Source organism: Alsobacter sp., assembly GCF_059501845.1.
This window is the reverse complement of the sequence record NZ_JCACDK010000022.1, coordinates 59322-77421: the sequence shown is the minus strand read 5'-3', so window position 1 is coordinate 77421 and position 18100 is coordinate 59322. Positions and strand designations below refer to the sequence as shown.

Below are 18100 nucleotides of genomic sequence, written 5' to 3'. Positions count from 1 at the left end.
CGACCCCGCGCAAAGGGGGCCGGGCGGATTGGTTAGGAAAGCGTCCGCCCGATCGCCGAGAGAGCCGGGCTCAGGCAGAGGCCTTCTTGCGGCTCTTCTTCGGCTTGGCAGGCGCTTCACCGCTAGAAGATGCCTCCGCGTCGTCCTCTTTCATGAGGTCCTCACGCGAGACCTTCTTTTCCGTCACAGAGGCGGTCGACAGGATGTGATCGATCACCTTGTCCTCGAAGATGGGGGCGCGAATCTCGGCTAGCATCTGCGGGTTGTTCCGGTAGAACTCCCACACCTGCCTTTCCTGGCCGGGGAACTGACGCGCGCGCTCCACGAGGGCCTGCGTCACTTCGTCGTCAGACACCTGCACCTGCGCGCGCTCGCCGATCTCCGCCAGGACCAGCCCGAGGCGTACCCGGCGCTCGGCGATCTTGCGGTACTCGGCGCGCGCCTCCTCCTCGGTCGTCTCCTCGTCCGCGAAGGTCTTGCCGCTCTGCTTCATGTCCGCCTCGACCTGTCCCCAGATCTGCTGGAACTCCTGGTCGAGCAGCGTCGGGGGCAGTTCGAACGTGTACTGGCCGTCGAGCGCGTCGAGCAGCTCGCGCTTCAGCTTGCGGCGGGAGACCTGCGTCAGTTCGCCCTCGAGCGAGCCGCGGATCGCCTCCTTGAGCTTGTCGAGGCTCTCGAGGCCGAAGCCCTTGGCGAGTTCGTCGTCGACCTTCACGTCACCCGGGGCGGCCACGCCCTTCACGGTCACGTCGAAGGATGCCGCCTTGCCGGCGAGCTGCGTCGCCCGGTAGTCCTCGGGGAAGGTGACCTCGATCACCTTCTTATCGCCGGCCTCGAGGCCGACGAGCTGTTCCTCGAAGCCGGGAATGAAGGTGTTCGAGCCGATATCGACAGCCACGTCGGTGCCGGTGCCACCCTCGAAGGGGGTGCCGTCGATCGCGCCGACGAAGTCGATCGTCAGCCGGTCGCCGGTCGCAGCCTTCCCGCTCTTGTCGGAGAAGCTGCGGTTCTGGTTGGCCATGCGGTCGATGGCCTCTTCGACCTGCTTGTCCTCGACGTCGGCCACCTCGCGGGTGACCTTCAGGCCGGAGAAGTCGGCGAGGTCGAACTTCGGCAGCACCTCGAGCTTGACCGTGTAGCTGAAGTCACCCTTGGCAGCGATGGCGGCCTCGACCTGGTCCTTGTCCTCGGGGAGGACGACCTGGGGCTCGAAGGCGAGCTTGAGCTGATTTTCGTCGACGATCTTGCGGTTCGCCTCGTTGACGAGTGTCTGCAGGAGGTCGGCCATGACCGAGCGGCCATAGACGCGGCGCAGATGCTGGACGGGCACCTTGCCGGGACGGAAGCCGTTGATCCGGACCTTGTCTTTCAGGCCGCTGAGTTCGCTGGTGAGGCGCTCGTCGAGCTCCGTGGCGGGCAGCACGACGGTATACTCGCGCGTCAGACCTTCCGAACGTGTTTCCGTGACCTGCATGGTGTCCGTGCCTTCGCAACCGAATTTCGTTGAGGGGCGCCGTCGCGACGGCTTCGGCGACGGCCTGGTGCGGGCGGAGGGACTCGAACCCCCACGACTTTCGCCACCGGAACCTAAACCCGGCGCGTCTACCAGTTCCGCCACGCCCGCATGTGGGCAAACGACGCCCGCCGCGGGTTGCCCCGCCGGGTGCGGCTCTATAGCACGGCCGACATGGCGTGCCAGCGAAAAAATCAACCCGTCCCCGGCCCCTCCGCCGCCGCAGGAAAGCTCGCGCCGGGCGCTGGGGCATGGCACATAAGTCTACGGATAATTCGCCGCGATCGCGCGGCGTCGCAGTTGCAGGACGACGGGACAGCATGACAGAAACGTCGGGGCGCGGCACCGGACGCCATGCCGTCAGCCGCAGGACCATTGTGAAGGCACTCGGCGCCGGCATCGCCGCTCCACTCGCCCTGCCCTTCCCGCAAGCGCTCGCGACGACCGCCGGCACCTCGGCTCCGAACCCGGAAGGCGCGCCCACTGCCCTGCTTGAGGCCAAGCCCGGCTTTGCCGAGTTCCAGCCGGGCGTGGCGACCAATGTCTGGGGTTTCGGCGGCAAGGCCCCTGGGCCGGACCTTCGCGTGCGCCGGGGGGAGGACTTCCGGGCCCGCCTCGTCAACGGCATCACCCAGCCGCTCAGCCTGCACTGGCACGGCGTTCGCCTCGCCAACGACATGGACGGGGTGGCCGGCCTCACGCAGGAGGCGGCGGCGGCGGGTGGTGCCTTCGACATCCGCTTTGCCCCGCCGGACGCCGGCACCTTTATCTATCGCCCGATGGCGATCGGTTCTGCCGCGCAGGCGGCCGAACGCGGTCTGACGGGCGTCCTCGTCGTCGAGGATCCGGGTGCGCCCGAGGTCGATGTAGACCGCGTCCTCGCCGTCGACGACTGGCGGCTTGGCGAGGACGGCCAGATCGATGAGTTCAACCGCGCGGAGGAGCGCACCGGTGCGGGCAGGCTCGGCAACCTGCTCACGGTCAACGGGACGCGCGCACCGTTCCGGATCACGGCGCCGCCGGGGTCCCGCGTGCGGCTTCGCCTCGCCAACCTGTGCAACGCCCGCATCCTTCGGCTGCGCCTCGACGGGTTGAAGGCCTATGTCGTCGCGGTGGACGGCCAGCCGACCGACACGTTCGAGCCCTTGAAGGCGACGCTGCCGTTCGGCCCGGGCACCCGCTACGACCTCATTTCGGACCTGCCCACCGAGGCGGGTGTGACGGGCACCATTACGGCGATGCTCGGGGGCGGACTGCCGATCGCGCAGGTGGTGACGGAGGGCGAGCCGGTGACGACGCGGCGCCAGCCGTTGGCTCCTCTCGCGCCGCTCACCGAGAACAGCCTGCTGCCGGGCGCGATTCCGCTGGAGAAGTCGCAGCGAGCAGACATCATCTTTGACGGAGGAGCCAAGCCGCCGGCCGGCGGCGGGCCGCCGGTGTGGTCCGGCGACCCCAACAGGATCTGGACCGTCAACGGCGTCAGCGGGCCGACGGCTGCCGACAAGTCTCCCGACTTCGGCAAGCCCGTTCTCAGCGTGAAGCGCGGAACGCCGGTGGTGTTCACGCTCGCCAACCGCACCTCGTTCACGCAGGTGATCCACCTGCACGGCCACTGCTTCCGGCTGCTGCACCCGCTCGACGACGGATGGGAGCCCTACTGGCTGGACACCGTGATCCTCAACGAGAAGCAGACGTCCCGCATCGCCTTCATCGCCGACAACAAGGGCAAGTGGCTGATCGGCTCGGGCGTTCTGGAGCGGCTGGATACCGGGCTGAGCACGTGGTTCGAGGTGACGTGAATCCGGCGTGGCGGCCACCGGATCCAGCGACGTCGGCGATCGCCGAGCTTCAAGCCTCTCCGATCCTGTTCCAGCGCTCCTGCATCTCTGCAGGACCCACCTCTTCCACTTTTTGGCTGATGAACCAGCTGTAGCCGAAGGGATCGGCCACCAGGGCCTGCTTGCAGCCGTGAAATTGCAGGTCGAGTTTCCTCAAGATCGTCGCGCCGACTGCTTCGGCAGATTGGACCACACGTTGCGCATCCTCGACGTCCAGATGCAGCTTTACGGCGGATCCACCGATGCTGTCTGGCGAAAGGGCTCCAAAATCCGGGTACTCGTCGGAGATCATCAGAATGCCCTTGCCGATGCGCAGCTCCGCGTGACCGACCTTCCCGCTGGCCGGATCGACGAGGCGAAACAGTTCTTCGGCACCAAAGGCGCGCTTGTAGAAATCAATGGCGGCGTCTGCGTCGTTCACAACGATGTAGGGCGAAAGGCCACCTGCACCCGCCGCGACCTGATCCGTCCTGGTCATTGCTGGCTCCCCGTTTCAGCGCTATTATAATACGAAACGGAGCGTAACGTATACATGCCGGATGTCAATGCTTCGAAAACACGCGGACGGCCGCGAAGCGCAGCTGCCCAGGAGGCGATTCTCGATGCCGCCGCGGCGCTGATCGCGAAAGGCGGCATCGGAGCAGTGACGATGGAGGCCGTCGCCCGCGTGGCTGGAGTGGGCAAGCCGACGGTCTACCGGAACTGGGAAAGCCGCGAAGCGCTTGCGATGGCGGCCCTGCTCAGGGGCGGGCCGCTCAAGACGAGCGTCAAGGAAACTGACTCGGCGCTGGATGACCTGGGTCGCCAGTTGACGCGGGTCGCAAAGGCGTTCTGTGCGCCCCGCGGCCGAAACGCGGCCCTAATGGTCGCATCCGCAGAACCGGATAGTGAACTCGCAAAGGCATTTCGAACCCAGGTGATGCTCGCCAGCCGAGAGGAAGGCCTTGCTCTCCTCAAACGGGCAGCAGCGGAAGGCAGCATTCGTCACGACGCAGATTTCGACGTTGTTCTCGACCTGATCTACGGCCCGATCTTCTATCGCCTCCTGATCGGGCACGCGCCGGTGAATGAGACCTTCGTGGACGCCTTGCTCAAGGAAGTGCTCGCAGGGCTCGGGCGACATGCTTCGTGACCGCGGGGGATGGTTTCCCCACCATGCGCGGCTGGAAGGCCTGAGTTCTTCGCCGATGACGTCCTCGCCGCTTCGCTGACGAAGCCCGTTACCCCCCGCTGGCCTCGAGGTATTCTGCCAATATGGCCGGCAGCCGCTCGGGGAGGTCCTCCGCGATGAGCCCCGGGCCGATCGCTTTCCCAGCAGCCCCGTGAAGCCAGACGGCAGCGCAGGCCGCCTCGAAAGCGGGCAGGGACTGGGCGAGAAGCCCTCCCGCAAATCCGGCGAGAACGTCGCCGGAGCCTGCCGTGGCCAGCCAGGGCGAACCGTTGGCGTTGATGGCGGCGCGTCCGTCGGGGGTTGCGATGACGGTATCGGGTCCTTTCAGGATGATGACGGCACCGGTCGCGGTGGCGGCAGCGCGGGCCCTTTCAAGCTTCGATGCTGAATCCGAAACTCTGGCTTGGTCGCTGAAAAGGCGAGCGAACTCTCCTTCGTGCGGGGTCAGCACGACCCCCTGCCCCGCCCCACCGGCCCGGCCGGCGACAAGACGACCAAGGCCGGTGCTGTCTCCGGCAAAACTCGTGAGCGCATCTGCGTCGAACACGCAATGGGCGCCGGAGGAGAGCGCGGCGGCGACCATGGCGCGGGTTTCTTCGCCAACTCCCGCCGCCGGGCCGAGCACGACCGCGTTGCGTCGCTTGTCCGACAGCAAGTCGGCGATGCCTGCTGCGCCGTCGCTCCGGCGGACCATCACGGCCGTGAGAGCCGCCGCGTTTACGGCCAGCGCCGAACCGGGCGAGGCCACGGTCACGAGCCCAGCGCCGATCCGAAGCGCTGCGCGCGCCGCCAGCCGTGCTGCGCCGGTGCCCTCGATCCCGCCGGAGACCACGACGGCATGTCCGCGCCCATATTTGTGGCCGGCTTCGGCGGGCGGGCGGAGGTGCTCGCCCCAGAGCCCGGGGCCATTGCGCCAGGCGCGCGCTCCGGACGCAGGGCCTGCCTCACCCGGGATGCCGATGTCGGCCACACGCACCGCGCCACACAGGGCACGGCCGGGATAGAGGAGATGCCCCGGCTTGAGGCGGAAAAACGTCACCGTTTCGGCAGCCTGAACAGCGACGCCGCGTACCTGCCCCGTATTGCCGTCCAGGCCTGACGGGACGTCGACGGCCACGACCTTCTTCGCCGTGGCGTTGACGGCACTGACGAGCGCTGCTGCCTCACCGTCGAGATCGCGGGCGAGCCCGGCGCCGAACAGCGCGTCGACGACGACATCAGCCCCTCCCGGATCGGCGCCGGTGACCGGGCAAACGTCGCCTTTCCAGAGCGCCGCGGCCGCGGCGGCATCGCCCTTCAGCGCTTCCGGCGATCCCAGCAGCACCAGGGTGACAATGAAGCCTCGCTCGCGCAGCACGCGCGCCGCGACGAAGCCGTCGCCCCCGTTGTTGCCGGGGCCGCAGAGCACGAGCACGCGGGTACCTGCCCGGTGGGCCCGGGCGACCGCATCGGCCACCGCCCTCCCTGCCCGGTCCATCAACACGTGACCGGGCGTCCCCCGCCCGATGGCGAAGGCATCCGCGGCGGCCATTTCCGCGGTGGTCAGGAGAAGATCGGGGTTGTCAGCGCCCATTGTCACGCTCCCGCCGCACAGCGAACGGACACGCCGCGGCGACAGACGATCCTGCCGCTGTGCAGATGATGTATTTTTGTGCAGAGTGTGATCAGGGTTTCGGCACCAGCGATGGTAAGCCGGATATGCCACGGAAAGCGCGGCGCCGCACGAGCGTATAATCGGCTGGGTCGTTGGCGCAACGGCACGGTTGATGCTAAGAGCCGCATGGGCCGCGAGGGCGTCATCCGGCGTCGCGCGGCATGCGGGGTTCGGGCGTTTCCATGAAGAAGATCGAAGCCATCATTAAACCCTTCAAGCTGGACGAGGTGAAGGAGGCTCTGCAGGACGTCGGACTGCAGGGAATCACGGTCACCGAGGCCAAGGGTTTCGGTCGGCAGAAGGGTCATACTGAACTGTACCGCGGCGCCGAGTACGTGGTCGACTTCCTTCCCAAGGTGAAGATCGAGATCGTCCTTCCGGACGACGTCGTAGAGCGTGCCGTGGACGCCATCCGCAAGGCTGCCCAGACGGGCCGCATCGGGGATGGCAAGATTTTTGTCTCACCCGTCGAAGAGGCGATCCGCATCCGTACCGGCGAGACCGGTCTCGACGCGATCTGACCGTCGGCGGGGCGCCTTCGCCCGGATCCGCCCCGAGATTTCCATCCAGAGTTTCCCGACTCTCCACAGAGGATGACGATTGATGAAGAACGCCAAGGATGTCCTGAAGGCGATCAAGGACAACGACATCAAGTATGTCGACTTCCGCTTCACTGATCCGCGCGGCAAGTGGCAGCACGTCACCTTCGACGTGTCGATGATCGACGAGGACATCTTCGCCGAAGGCACGATGTTCGACGGGTCGTCGATCGCCGGCTGGAAGGCCATCAACGAGTCCGACATGACGCTCATGCCGGATCCGCAGACGGCCACGATGGACCCGTTCTTCGCCGCCTCGACCCTGTCGATCGTCTGCGACGTTCTCGAGCCCACCACCGGCGAGCCCTATCCGCGCGATCCGCGCGGCATGGCCAAGAAGGCCGAGGCCTACCTGAAGTCCACGGGCGTGGGCGACACGATCTTCGTCGGCCCCGAGGCCGAGTTCTTCGTGTTCGACGACGTGCGCTTCTCGTCGGACCCGTACAACACGGGCTTCAAGCTCGACTCGATCGAGCTGCCGATCAATGGCGACACCGAGTACGAGGGTGGCAACCTCGGCCACCGTATCGCGACCAAGGGCGGCTATTTCCCGGTTCCCCCGCAGGACAGCGCCCAGGACATGCGCGGCGAGATGCTCGCCGCCATGGCCGCCATGGGCGTCAAGGTGGAGAAGCACCACCACGAGGTCGCCTCGGCGCAGCACGAGCTCGGCATGAAGTTCGACACGCTGACGCTGATGGCCGACCAGATGCAGATCTACAAGTACTGCATCCACAACGTTGCCCAGAGCTACGGCAAGACGGCGACGTTCATGCCGAAGCCGATCTTCGGCGACAACGGCTCGGGCATGCACGTGCACCAGTCGATCTGGAAGGGCGGCAAGCCCCTCTTCGCCGGCAACAAGTACGCCGACCTGTCGCAGGAGTGCCTGTATTACATCGGCGGCATCATCAAGCACGCCAAGGCGCTGAACGCCTTCACCAACCCGTCGACGAACTCCTACAAGCGTCTCGTCCCGGGCTACGAGGCCCCGGTTCTGCTGGCCTACTCGGCCCGCAACCGCTCCGCGTCCTGCCGCATCCCCTACACGTCCTCGCCCAAGGCGAAGCGTGTCGAGGTGCGCTTCCCCGACCCGATGGCGAACCCCTATCTTGCCTTCGCCGCGATGCTGATGGCCGGCCTGGACGGCATCCAGAACAAGATCGATCCCGGCGCCGCGATGGACAAGGACCTCTACGACCTGCCCCCGCGCGAGCTGAAGAAGATCCCGACGGTCTGCGGCTCGCTTCGCGAAGCGCTGGCCAGCCTCGACAAGGACCGGACGTTCCTGAAGGCCGGCGGCGTCTTCAACGACGACTTCATCGACAGCTACATCGAGCTGAAGATGCAGGACGTCATGAAGTTCGAGATGACGCCGCACCCGGTCGAGTTCTCGATGTACTACTCGTACTGAGCACTGCATCCGTAGAGGATGGAGAAAGGGCGTCTTCGGGCGCCCTTTTTTCTTGAGGCTCACGCCTCGGCATCAAACGAATGTGAGGTGACGAAACCTGCAGGGGAAGCGGATGCTCGACGCCGTACCTATTGCGTCAAGCCCGTGTCATTCTCCTCGCCCAAGGTCCCCACCGGTGCCGGCTGACGGCGACCTCACGGATCACTCCTGTCCGAGGACATGTCTCATGCGATCGACCGCTTACCGGGCGAGCCTCGCCATCGTGCTTTTGGCAGCCGTTCCGTGCGCAGCCTCGGCACAGACGATCTACCCGATCGACAGGGCCGACATCCTGTCGGGCGCGAAGTTCGACTTCAAGGTCGAGTTTCCCGTCGTTGTCGACCGCTCGAAGCTGTCCGTCACGGTGAACGGCAAGCCCTATGCCGACGTCCTCGGGCAGGCGGGCGAGTTCGTCGAGCGCGAGGGCGGCAAGGATCAGTCGGCGCTGGTGCTCCGCGGCGTCACCCTGGCAGATCCCGGCGACGTCACGGTATCGGCAGGCGACGGCACCAACTCCGCATCGGTGACCTGGCGGGTCTTCGACACGCCCTCCCCCCGGAAGGCGAAGAACGTCATCCTCTTCATCGGCGACGGAATGTCGAATGCCCACAGGGTGGCTGCACGGGTGCTGTCCCGGCAGATCGCGCAGGGCAAGTACAAGGGGCGGCTCGTCATCGACGATTTCGGCCAGACGGCCCTGGTCGGCACATCGGGCGTCGACTCGCTGATGACCGACTCGGCGAATTCCATGACGGCGTACACGACCGGCCACAAGTCATCCACCAACGCGCTCGGTGTCTATGCCGACCGCACACCGGACACGCAGGATGATCCCCGCGTCGAGACGGTCGGCGAGATCGCCAAGCGGAAGGGACTCGCTCTCGGGATCGTCACCAACACCGAGATCGAGGACGCCACCCCGGCCGGCGTCGCCGCCCACACCCGCAGGCGCTCCGAGTACGACGTCATCGTCCAGCAGTTCTTCGCCCTCCAGCCGGAGGTGCTGATGGGCGGCGGTTCCGCGAACTTCCTTCCCAAGAGCACGCCGGGTTCAAAGCGCGGCGACGAGCAGGACTATGTCGGCAAGTTCCGCGACGCCGGCTATGCCGTCGCCACGACGGCCGCGGAATTGAAAGATGCCGGCCCGGGCGCGACCAAACTCCTCGGCCTTTACAATCTCGGCAATCTCGACGGGGTGCTGGACCGGCGCTTCCTGAAGGGCGGGTCGGTGAAGCGGTTCCCCGATCAGCCCGACTTGACCGAGGAGGTCGGCGCCGCTTTGAAGGTCCTCTCCCGGAGCGAGAACGGGTTCTTCCTGATGGTGGAGTCGGGCCTGATCGACAAATACACGCACGCCCTCGACATGGAGCGCGCCATGTACGACACGATCATGCTCGACAATGCGGTCGGGGTCGCCAAGGCGTTTGCCGACCAGCGCAACGACACTCTCATCCTCGTCCTCGCCGATCACACGCACCCCGTGGGCATCGTCGGCGTGATGAACGACGACATGAGCGCCCAGGGCGTGAACACCCCGATGCGCGACAGGCTCGGCGTCTACAACGAGGCGGGGTACCCGAACTATCCCGTGCCCGATGCCGACGGCTACCCCGGCAGGGTCGACGTGAGCAAGCGGATCGCGATGTTCTCGGCCGGGTTCCCGGACTACTATGAGACCTTCAGGCCGAAGCTCCAGAACCCGATGAACCCGACGGTCGCCGGCGAGGAGAAGGGCGTCTATGTCGCCAACACTCTTTATGCAAAGGAGCCGGGTGCGGTGTTCCGCGAAGGCAACCTGCCGCGCTCGGCCAACAGCGACGTCCACAGCGCCGAGGACTCGCTCCTCAACGCCTACGGGCCCGGCTCGGAGATGGTGAAGGGCTTCATGGACAACACCGATGTCTTCAAGGTGATCGCCCATGCGCTCGCCCTCGGGTCGAAGTAGGACGCGTTCCCCGGCGGATCGCGGTCCGTGCCGCCGGACCGTGATCGCCGCTGCGCTCTCGTGGGCGGCGTCTCCGGTCTTGGCGGGCGGCAACGTCCTTCGTTTCGACGACCTCTACGAGGGGTCCGGGGTGCTGGGCCTCCGCTTCGCGCCGCCGCTGCTCGCAGCCCGCGGACAAAATGTCCGGATGCAGGGCTACATGGCACCACCGCTCAAGGCGGAGAGCCTGTTCTTCGTCCTGACGCGAGAACCCGTGTCGATCTGCCCGTTCTGCTCGTCGGACGCAGACTGGCCGACCGACATCGTGGTGATCTATCTGCGTGATCCCGCGAGGCCGACCCGGTTCTCGGACGAGATTGCAGTGACGGGGACGCTGGAGGTGGGCTCCTGGACGGATCCGGAGACCGGCTTCGTCTCGCAGATCAGGCTGGTCGATGCCGCATTCCGGATCGTCTGAGCGCGAGGGACTGACGGTCTCCGGCCTGAGCCTGTCCTATCCGTCCGGAGGCTCCGCCCGCCAGACTGTACTCGCGATCGACAGCTTTGCCTTGCCCCGCGGCGGCGCGTTGGGAATTTCGGGCCCGTCTGGCGCCGGCAAGACGTCCCTCCTGCATGCGCTCTGCGGCATCTCGCGCCCGGATGCCGGTTCCATCGTCTGGGACGGGCGGGAGATATCCGGACAGGCCGAGGCGAACCGCGATCAATGGCGAAGGCGCCATGTCGGCCTCGTCTTCCAGGACGTCCACCTCGTCCCGGAGCTGTCGGGGCTGGAGAACGTGCTCCTCCCCCTGCGGTTCGACCAGTGGAGGCTGCCGCGCGGCGCGGCCGGGAAGGCCGGCTCGCTGCTGGCGGCGATGGGCATCCCGGACCAGTCCCGGCCGGCACGGTTGCTGTCGCGCGGCGAGCAGCAGCGTGTGGCACTGGCCCGGGCGCTCGTCCGCGAACCCGACATCCTGATCGCCGACGAGCCGACCGCGAGCCTCGACGCCCTCTCGGCAGCGACCGTCGCTCGTATGCTGATCGAGGCCGCTGCCGAACGGAACGCCACGCTGATCGTCGCCTCGCACGATCCCGACCTGCTGGCGAGGTTGCCGCGCCGGGCACGCCTTGAACTCGGACGCCTGACCTGGATGTCCGCGTGAACCCTCTGGTGCTCGTCGTTGCGCATTTGCGCCGGTCCTGGGCCGGCGCACTTGCGCTCACGCTGGTCGTGGCGGTCGCAATCGCCATCGGCGTCGGGGTTCTGGCTCAGGAGCGTGCCTTGCGCCAGGGCAGCGCGCGGGCGGCGGACCCTTTCGATCTCGTCATCGGCGCCCCGGGCAGCCCCACCCAGCTCGTGCTGAGCACGGTCTACCTTCAGGAAGCAGCGCTCCCCCTCCTGCCCCCGGAAATCCTCGCGGAAGTCGGCCGGCGCAACGGGATCGCCTGGTACGCGCCCCTCGCCTTCGGCGATACGTGGAAAGGCCATCCGGTGATCGGGACGACCGAGGCGTTCGTCCGGCTCGGAGGAAAACGCGCACTGGCGCAGGGCCGGATGTTCGCCACGCCGGACGAGGCCGTGATTGGGGCGGACATCTCGCTGGCGCTCGGTGACACCTTCGAGCCGTCCCACGGCCACAGCGGCCCCCGGGCGGGCGAGGAGGGCCACAGGCACGAGGGAGCGGGCCACATGGTGGTCGGCCGACTGCCGAGGACCGGCACCCCCTACGACGGCGCGCTCCTCGTCCCCGTCGAGAGCGTGTGGCAGTTGCACGGGCTGCCGTCCGGGCACCCCGACGGCGACGCACGCATCGGCCAGCCCTGGACCGAGACGACCGGTGGCGTTCCAGCCATCGTGGTGAAAGCGGCATCGGTGTCCGACGCTTACCGCTTGAGAGGCCAGAACCGTGGCCCGGACCGTACGGGCGTCTTCCCGGCGGAGGTTCTCGTCTCCCTCTACGCCACTCTGGGCGACATCAGGGATGTCATGCAGGCCCTCACCACCGCAACGCAGGCGCTCGTCCTGGTGGCGGTTCTCGTCGCCGTGATGGCCGCCACGGCGGGACGGAGGCGGGAGATCGCGGTCCTGCGGGCACTCGGAGCCTCGCGGCTTTTCGTCTTCTCCACGATCTGGATCGGGATTGGCATCGTCCTTCTCACCGGCGGCACGCTGGGATTGCTGCTCGGCTACTGCGCCACCTGGATCACCTCTTCCGCGCTCGGTGCGCGCTACGGCATCGCACTTCCTGTGCAATTTGCAGCGGAAGACGTCTGGCTCGCAATTGTCGTGGTCGGTATCGGGCTCGTCTTCGCCGTGCTCCCGGCCGGGATGGCATGGCGCCAGCACGTCGCTGCGGGTCTGCGCTGACGAGGGTCGGGCTGGCCGTCCACAGGCCTCCTCCCCTCCCCTTGCGTTTCCGATCCGTTCCGGTCAAACGGAGAGGTGATGTAGACTTGCGCCCGGATCGAATCGGTGGGCTCGGAGGCGGCAGAGGCATGGCGAGTTCGGGAGACCTGTTCGGCGACGGTTCGGCTGCGCGCAAGCTCGCGGAACCGACGGCGCCGCAGCCGGCGAAGAAAAAGCCCGCCGCCCTCGCCCCCGTTCCCCAGGGGACGCCGGGCGAGGCGGGCTATACCGCCGCATCCATCGAGGTCCTCGAGGGGCTGGAGCCCGTCCGCCGCCGGCCGGGCATGTATATCGGCGGCACCGACGAGAAGGCGCTCCACCACCTCTTCGCCGAGGTGATCGACAACGCGATGGACGAAGCCGTGGCGGGGCACGCCACGTTCATCTCGGTGGAGGTGGCCGAGGACGGCTCGATCACCGTGGTCGACAATGGCCGGGGCATCCCGGTCGACCCGCACCCCAAGTTCCCGGACAAGTCCGCGCTCGAGGTCATCATGACCACGCTGCACGCGGGCGGAAAGTTCGACAGCAAGGTCTACGAGACGTCCGGCGGTCTTCACGGCGTCGGCGTGTCGGTGGTCAACGCGCTTTCCGACTTGCTGGAAGTCGAGGTGGCCCGCGGCCAGCAGCTCTACCGGCAGACCTTTTCGCGCGGCGTTCCGCAGGGGCCGCTCGAACGGCTCGGCGAAGTCCGCAACCGGCGGGGCACGAAGGTGCGCTTCCACCCGGACGCGCAGATCTTCGGCGAGGAGGCGCGGTTCTCCCCGCGGCGCCTCTTCAAGATGGCGCGCTCCAAGGCCTATCTCTTCGGCGGTGTCGAGATCCGCTGGGCCTGCGCGCCCTCCCTGCTCGAAGGCCAGGAGGGCGTTCCGGCCGAGGCGGTGTTCCGCTTTCCGGCCGGTCTCAAGGACTATCTGGCCCGCGAGATCGACGGGCGCGAACTGGTCGCCGAGACGATCTTCTCCGGCAAGATCGAGAAGCCCGGCGGGCATGGCTCGCTGGAATGGGCGGTGGCGTGGCTGGGCGGCGTGGATGACGGCTTCGTCAACTCCTACTGCAACACGATCCCCACGCCCGAGGGCGGCACGCATGAGCAGGGCCTGCGGATCGCGCTGCTGCGCGGCCTGAAAGACCACGCAGAGCGTATCGGTCAGAGCAAGCGCGCCTCCACGGTGACGACCGACGACATCATGGTCACCTGTGCGGCCATGCTGTCGGTGTTCATCCGCGAGCCTGAGTTCCAGGGCCAGACCAAGGACAAGCTCGCCACCCTGGAAGCCTCGCGCATCGTCGAGAATACCGTGCGCGATGCCTTCGACCACTGGCTCGCCGCCTCGCCGTCGCAGGCGACCAAGCTTTTGGACTGGACGGTGGACCGCGCCGAGGAGCGGCTGCGCCGGCGAGCAGAGAAGGAAGTCGCCCGCAAGACGGCCGTGCGCAAGCTGCGGCTGCCGGGCAAGCTCGCCGACTGCACGGCCGCCGGAGCGGCCGGCTCCGAGATCTTCATCGTCGAAGGGGACTCGGCCGGCGGGTCTGCCAAGCAGGCCCGTGACCGGCAGACCCAGGCTGTCCTGCCGCTGCGGGGCAAGATCCTCAACGTGGCGAACTCCAGCCGCGACAAGCTCGTTGCCAACCAGCAGCTGGCCGATCTCGGCCAGGCTCTGGGGTGCGGCACAGGCTCGCATTATCGCGAGGAGGATCTGCGCTACGAGAAGGTCGTGATCATGACGGACGCCGACGTCGACGGCGCCCACATCGCCTCGCTGCTGATCACCTATTTCTACCGCCAGATGCCGAAGCTCATCGATGGCGGGCACCTTTATCTGGCGATCCCGCCGCTCTACCGCCTGACGCATGGTGGCACGACGGTCTATGCGCGCGACGACAGGCACAAGGACGAGCTGATCCGCACCGTCTTCAAGGGCAAGTCCAACGTCGAGCTCGGCCGCTTCAAGGGCCTGGGCGAGATGATGCCGGCTCAGCTCAAGGATACGACGATGGACCCGCGCAAGCGCACTTTGCTCCAGGTCCGCATCGTGCCCGAGGAGCGCGCCGACACGGGCGACGCAGTCGAGCGGCTGATGGGCAACAAGCCCGAGGCTCGCTTTGCCTTCATCCAGGCAAGGGCTGCCTTCGCAACGGACCTCGTGGATATCTGAGCGCGACTTGCTGCGGGTAACCCAGGCTCAAACACGGATGAACGACGGTCAGGTTGGCGTCAGCTGGCTGTGTGACATGTGGTGGTGAAGAAACGAGAGCGGCCACATCATGAACACTGACGACATCTCCGCATCCCCCGCACGCTACGGCGCCGTCGCCCGCCTGCTTCACTGGCTGGTGGCGCTGCTGATCGTCTTCGTCTTCGCGCTTGGACTGTCCGTCGACGCGTTCCCGCACGAATGGGAGGATGGGATCGTCCTGATCCACAAGGATGCGGGCGTCGCGATCGTCGTGCTTGCGCTCCTGCGCCTCGCATGGCGGCAGGCGGTGCCGCCGCCGGCTGCCGTCGGCGAGGGCACAGTCGCTGCCAGGCTCGCCTTCCTGGGCCATGTCGCCCTCTACGTGCTCATGGTCGCCGTTCCCGTCATCGGCATTGCCTTGTCGGTCCTGCGGGGCCAGGGCTTCGACTTCGGCCTGTTCTCGATCCCGCCGCTGATGGAGGCAAACAGGCCCCTGGCGCGGTCGGTGAAGGAGGTGCACGAACTCGCCGCATGGGCGCTCGTGCTGCTGGCCGGCGCGCACGCGCTCGTGGCCCTCTTTCACCACTACGTCCTGAAGGACGGGGTGCTGATGCGCATGATGCCGCCCCGCACCGCAACGCAGCGTTAAGGCCGCCGGGACGATGCTCCGGCGGGGCCGTCCGTCCCGCTGGACCACCACGCCATGCCGCTCAGACCCACGGGGTCTCTCGCCATCACGCTCGCTGCGGCGACGATCGGCGCTGCCGGAGCCCTCGCGGCGGCAGGGCTCCTGCACAGTCCGGACGCGCCGCTCAGGCCGCTCGTCGAGGCGTGGCTTGCCGGACCTGCTCCGGCCGGAGCCGGGCCTCTCGCGGTTGCAGCCGCGGAGCGCGCGGATGAGCCGGAGACGACGGGGACGATCGTGCTTCCCCTGCGGCGGGGCGACTGACCGGCCCTAAGCCCGCAGCCACACCTCCAGTTCGCGCGTCACTGCGCCCGGCTGCTCCAGCGTCGAAAGGTGGCCAGCGCCGGAAATGACGGCGAGCCGCGCGCCCGGGATGATCTCGGCCATTTCCCGAGCCATCGCGGGCGGCGTAATGGCGTCCGCCTCACCCACGATGACCAGGGTCGGCACGGCGACGTGCTCCAGCGCCGTCCGGGAATCCATGCGGCCGATGATGGCGCGCTGCTGGCGCTCATAGGCTGCCGCGCCCGTGCCCTCCAGCATGGCGCGGATCGTCGCGCCCAGAGCCGGGTCGGCGGCGTTGGACGGGTGAAGCAGCCGCGGAAGGGTCTCGTCGTGAATGGTGTCGAGCCTTCCTTCACGCGCCAGTGCGATCATCTTCATGCGCCGCTGTGTCGCGTCCTCCGTGTCGGGCCGCGCCGTCGTATCCATGACGCACAGGCGGGTCACACGGTGTGGTGCAAGGCGCATGATCTCGAAGCAGACATAGCCGCCCATGGAAAGCCCCGCGAGAGCGAAGCGGTCGGGTGCTCCTGCGAGGATGCGGGCGGCCATGCTGGAGATTGTTTCGTCGCGCGTGCAGTCCGCCACGGTTACATCTGCCAGTCCAGAAAGTGCTTCGATCTGTCCGGCGAAGAGTCTCCCGTCGCAGGCAAGGCCGGGTATCAGGAGCAGCTGCGGTGTCACCTTTGTTTTTCCTTTGCGACTTCGACGGTTATGGCGCTTTTCGGAGCCTTCACAATTGACAGCCCGCCGATTCTCCTTATGTATCTGCCGTAATCCAAAGGCCGGTTTCCGGTGGCCGCTGACGCGTTGGCCCGGTCCGCCCTTCCCTAACGCGCAGACGCGTCATTCGCCGCGGCAAGAGGCGGCTTCAACATGAATTTCTCTGAACTTGGCTTGAGCCAGAAGGTGCTCGATGCGGTTACCGCCTCGGGCTACACGGAACCCACCCCCATCCAGGCGCAGGCCATTCCCCTCGTTCTCGAACGGCGGGACGTTCTCGGCATCGCCCAGACGGGCACCGGCAAGACGGCGGCCTTCACGCTGCCCATGCTGACCCTGCTCGAGCAGGGACGCGCCCGGGCCCGCATGCCCCGCACGCTCATCCTGGAGCCGACCCGCGAACTCGCGGCGCAGGTGGAGGAAAGCTTCAACCGCTACGGCGTGCAGCAGCGCCTGAACGTGGCTCTCCTGATTGGCGGCGTCTCCTTCGGGGACCAGGACGCCAAGATCACACGCGGCGTCGATGTCCTGATCGCGACGCCGGGCCGTCTGCTCGACCACTTCGAGCGCGGCAAGCTGCTGCTGACCGGAATCGAGATCCTCGTCATCGACGAGGCCGATCGCATGCTGGACATGGGCTTCATTCCCGACATCGAGCGCATCTGCCGGCTGGTGCCCTTCACCAGGCAGACGCTGTTCTTCTCAGCGACAATGCCGCCGGAGATCCAGCGCCTCACCGACACGTTCCTGCACAACCCCGCAAAGGTGGAGGTTGCACGGCAGGCCAGCGCGGCATCCACGATCACGCAGCGACTCATTGCCGCCGGTCGTGACCCCGCCGCCAAGCGCGAGGTTCTCCGCAACCTGATCCGCAGCAGCGACGACTTCAAGAACGCGATCATCTTCTGCAACCGGAAGCGCGACGTTCAGGTGCTCTACAAGTCGCTTGAGCGGCACAAGTTCAACGTGGCCGCCCTTCACGGCGACATGGACCAGCGGGCCCGTATGGCCGCGCTTGAGGGTTTCCGGAACGGCACGACTCAGCTGCTCGTAGCCAGCGACGTCGCCGCGCGCGGCCTCGACATTCCCGACGTCAGCCACGTCTTCAACTTCGACGTCCCGCACCATGCGGAGGACTATGTCCACCGCATCGGCCGCACCGGCCGCGCGGGGAAGAAGGGGACGGCTTTCACGCTCGTGACGTCTGAGGACACCAAGTCGCTTTCCGCCATCGAGCACATGATCGGAAATAGCGTCGAGTGGCAGGGACCGCCGGAAGTTGCAGAGGAATCCGACGCGCCCCGCCGTTCGGCGCGCAGCGGCGAGCGTCGCAGCCGGCCCGGCGGGCGCGACAGAGGGACCCCGGAAAGCACGGGTGAATCCCGCCGACCCGCTTCCTCCGAAAGGCCGGCGCCACGCCGGGATCGCCCTGCACCGGCACGCGAGAAAGCCGCCGAGGCACCCGCCGCCGCAGCTGCCCCCGCGCCCTCGCCTGTCCGCAGCGCTCCGCCTCCGCCACGCCGGCGGGAGGAGCGGGAGGAGGCTCCGGTCGTGGGTTTTGCGGATCACGTTCCGTCATTTCTGCTGCGTCCGGTTCGCATTCGATAATTCCACTTGCAGCCAGTGCGGCATTAGAGCTGCATTAACGCCAAGAGGTTATGTTTCGCCCGA

The 18100-nt window shown here is 67.0% G+C and carries 16 protein-coding genes and 1 tRNA gene; 12 read left to right on the top strand and 5 right to left on the bottom strand.

Going from position 1 to position 18100, the window contains the following annotated elements; translation table 11 throughout:
* Positions 1-70: 70 nt before the first annotated feature.
* Both tig and AC5JCN_RS26745 read right to left on the bottom strand, forming a co-directional pair.
* Positions 71-1474 (bottom strand): trigger factor, encoded by a 1404-nt coding sequence (gene tig, locus AC5JCN_RS26750; RefSeq protein ID WP_495758201.1) that lies wholly within the window; start codon positions 1472-1474, stop codon positions 71-73.
* A 65-nt stretch (positions 1475-1539) separates the two neighbouring features.
* Positions 1540-1624, bottom strand: a tRNA-Leu gene (locus AC5JCN_RS26745).
* A 209-nt stretch (positions 1625-1833) separates the two neighbouring features.
* Here AC5JCN_RS26745 and AC5JCN_RS26740 point away from each other — a divergent pair.
* Positions 1834-3312 (top strand): multicopper oxidase family protein, encoded by a 1479-nt coding sequence (locus AC5JCN_RS26740; RefSeq protein WP_495758200.1) that lies wholly within the window; start codon positions 1834-1836, stop codon positions 3310-3312.
* Between the two features lie 49 nt (positions 3313-3361).
* Here AC5JCN_RS26740 and AC5JCN_RS26735 read toward each other — a convergent pair whose 3' ends face one another.
* Positions 3362-3829, bottom strand: coding sequence for a VOC family protein (locus AC5JCN_RS26735; protein ID WP_495758199.1), 468 nt, complete (start codon positions 3827-3829; stop codon positions 3362-3364).
* Positions 3830-3883: 54 nt separating this feature from the next.
* On the opposite strand from AC5JCN_RS26735, the gene AC5JCN_RS26730 reads away from it, so the two are divergent.
* Positions 3884-4483, top strand: coding sequence for a TetR/AcrR family transcriptional regulator (locus AC5JCN_RS26730; protein ID WP_495758198.1), 600 nt, complete (start codon positions 3884-3886; stop codon positions 4481-4483).
* Between the two features lie 88 nt (positions 4484-4571).
* On the opposite strand, the gene AC5JCN_RS26725 is transcribed toward AC5JCN_RS26730, so the two are convergent.
* Complete coding sequence (locus tag AC5JCN_RS26725) at positions 4572-6095, bottom strand: NAD(P)H-hydrate dehydratase (RefSeq protein ID WP_495758197.1); 1524 nt, start codon at positions 6093-6095, stop codon at positions 4572-4574.
* A gap of 263 nt (positions 6096-6358) precedes the next feature.
* Here AC5JCN_RS26725 and AC5JCN_RS26720 point away from each other — a divergent pair, with 263 nt between their 5' ends.
* The 9 genes from AC5JCN_RS26720 (at position 6359) to AC5JCN_RS26680 (ending at position 15688) form a co-directional block, all read left to right on the top strand.
* Positions 6359-6697 carry a P-II family nitrogen regulator gene (locus tag AC5JCN_RS26720; protein ID WP_495758196.1) on the top strand — a complete coding sequence of 113 codons (339 nt, stop codon included), beginning with the start codon at positions 6359-6361 and terminating at the stop codon, positions 6695-6697.
* 82 nt (positions 6698-6779) lie between these two features.
* A complete protein-coding gene (glnA, locus tag AC5JCN_RS26715; RefSeq protein WP_495758195.1) occupies positions 6780-8189 on the top strand; it encodes a type I glutamate--ammonia ligase in 1410 nt (469 codons plus the stop codon).
* Between the two features lie 226 nt (positions 8190-8415).
* Entirely contained in the window at positions 8416-10173 is a 1758-nt protein-coding gene (locus AC5JCN_RS26710) for an alkaline phosphatase (protein ID WP_495758194.1), read from the top strand.
* Entirely contained in the window at positions 10148-10630 is a 483-nt protein-coding gene (locus tag AC5JCN_RS26705) for a hypothetical protein (protein WP_495758193.1), read from the top strand. The genes AC5JCN_RS26710 and AC5JCN_RS26705 overlap by 26 nt, the downstream gene beginning before the upstream one ends.
* Complete coding sequence (locus tag AC5JCN_RS26700) at positions 10608-11315, top strand: ABC transporter ATP-binding protein (RefSeq protein ID WP_495758192.1); 708 nt, start codon at positions 10608-10610, stop codon at positions 11313-11315. The genes AC5JCN_RS26705 and AC5JCN_RS26700 overlap by 23 nt, the downstream gene beginning before the upstream one ends.
* Positions 11312-12520, top strand: coding sequence for an FtsX-like permease family protein (locus AC5JCN_RS26695; RefSeq protein ID WP_495758191.1), 1209 nt, complete (start codon positions 11312-11314; stop codon positions 12518-12520). The genes AC5JCN_RS26700 and AC5JCN_RS26695 overlap by 4 nt, the downstream gene beginning before the upstream one ends.
* A 128-nt stretch (positions 12521-12648) precedes the next feature.
* A complete protein-coding gene (parE, locus tag AC5JCN_RS26690; protein ID WP_495758190.1) occupies positions 12649-14718 on the top strand; it encodes a DNA topoisomerase IV subunit B in 2070 nt (689 codons plus the stop codon).
* A 109-nt stretch (positions 14719-14827) separates the two neighbouring features.
* Positions 14828-15388 carry a cytochrome b gene (locus AC5JCN_RS26685; protein WP_495758189.1) on the top strand — a complete coding sequence of 187 codons (561 nt, stop codon included), beginning with the start codon at positions 14828-14830 and terminating at the stop codon, positions 15386-15388.
* Positions 15389-15442: 54 nt separating this feature from the next.
* Positions 15443-15688, top strand: coding sequence for a hypothetical protein (locus AC5JCN_RS26680; RefSeq protein ID WP_495758188.1), 246 nt, complete (start codon positions 15443-15445; stop codon positions 15686-15688).
* A gap of 6 nt (positions 15689-15694) precedes the next feature.
* Here AC5JCN_RS26680 and AC5JCN_RS26675 read toward each other — a convergent pair whose 3' ends face one another.
* On the bottom strand, positions 15695-16390 hold the full coding sequence (locus AC5JCN_RS26675; protein WP_495758187.1) for an alpha/beta fold hydrolase: 696 nt from the start codon (positions 16388-16390) through the stop codon (positions 15695-15697).
* Positions 16391-16582: 192 nt separating this feature from the next.
* Here AC5JCN_RS26675 and AC5JCN_RS26670 point away from each other — a divergent pair, with 192 nt between their 5' ends.
* Positions 16583-18037, top strand: coding sequence for a DEAD/DEAH box helicase (locus tag AC5JCN_RS26670; RefSeq protein WP_495758186.1), 1455 nt, complete (start codon positions 16583-16585; stop codon positions 18035-18037).
* The last annotated feature ends 63 nt before the right edge of the window (positions 18038-18100 follow it).

Bases quoted from the DNA above. Each gene is read 5' to 3' on its own strand.
- tig (WP_495758201.1), bottom strand. From the start codon at position 1,474: ATGCAGGTCACGGAAACACGTTCGGAAGGTCTGACGCGCGAGTATACC.
- AC5JCN_RS26740 (WP_495758200.1), top strand. From the start codon at position 1,834: ATGACAGAAACGTCGGGGCGCGGCACCGGACGCCATGCCGTCAGCCGC.
- AC5JCN_RS26735 (WP_495758199.1), bottom strand. From the start codon at position 3,829: ATGACCAGGACGGATCAGGTCGCGGCGGGTGCAGGTGGCCTTTCGCCC.
- AC5JCN_RS26730 (WP_495758198.1), top strand. From the start codon at position 3,884: ATGCCGGATGTCAATGCTTCGAAAACACGCGGACGGCCGCGAAGCGCA.
- AC5JCN_RS26725 (WP_495758197.1), bottom strand. From the start codon at position 6,095: ATGGGCGCTGACAACCCCGATCTTCTCCTGACCACCGCGGAAATGGCC.
- AC5JCN_RS26720 (WP_495758196.1), top strand. From the start codon at position 6,359: ATGAAGAAGATCGAAGCCATCATTAAACCCTTCAAGCTGGACGAGGTG.
- glnA (WP_495758195.1), top strand. From the start codon at position 6,780: ATGAAGAACGCCAAGGATGTCCTGAAGGCGATCAAGGACAACGACATC.
- AC5JCN_RS26710 (WP_495758194.1), top strand. From the start codon at position 8,416: ATGCGATCGACCGCTTACCGGGCGAGCCTCGCCATCGTGCTTTTGGCA.
- AC5JCN_RS26705 (WP_495758193.1), top strand. From the start codon at position 10,148: ATGCGCTCGCCCTCGGGTCGAAGTAGGACGCGTTCCCCGGCGGATCGC.
- AC5JCN_RS26700 (WP_495758192.1), top strand. From the start codon at position 10,608: ATGCCGCATTCCGGATCGTCTGAGCGCGAGGGACTGACGGTCTCCGGC.
- parE (WP_495758190.1), top strand. From the start codon at position 12,649: ATGGCGAGTTCGGGAGACCTGTTCGGCGACGGTTCGGCTGCGCGCAAG.
- AC5JCN_RS26685 (WP_495758189.1), top strand. From the start codon at position 14,828: ATGAACACTGACGACATCTCCGCATCCCCCGCACGCTACGGCGCCGTC.
- AC5JCN_RS26680 (WP_495758188.1), top strand. From the start codon at position 15,443: ATGCCGCTCAGACCCACGGGGTCTCTCGCCATCACGCTCGCTGCGGCG.
- AC5JCN_RS26670 (WP_495758186.1), top strand. From the start codon at position 16,583: ATGAATTTCTCTGAACTTGGCTTGAGCCAGAAGGTGCTCGATGCGGTT.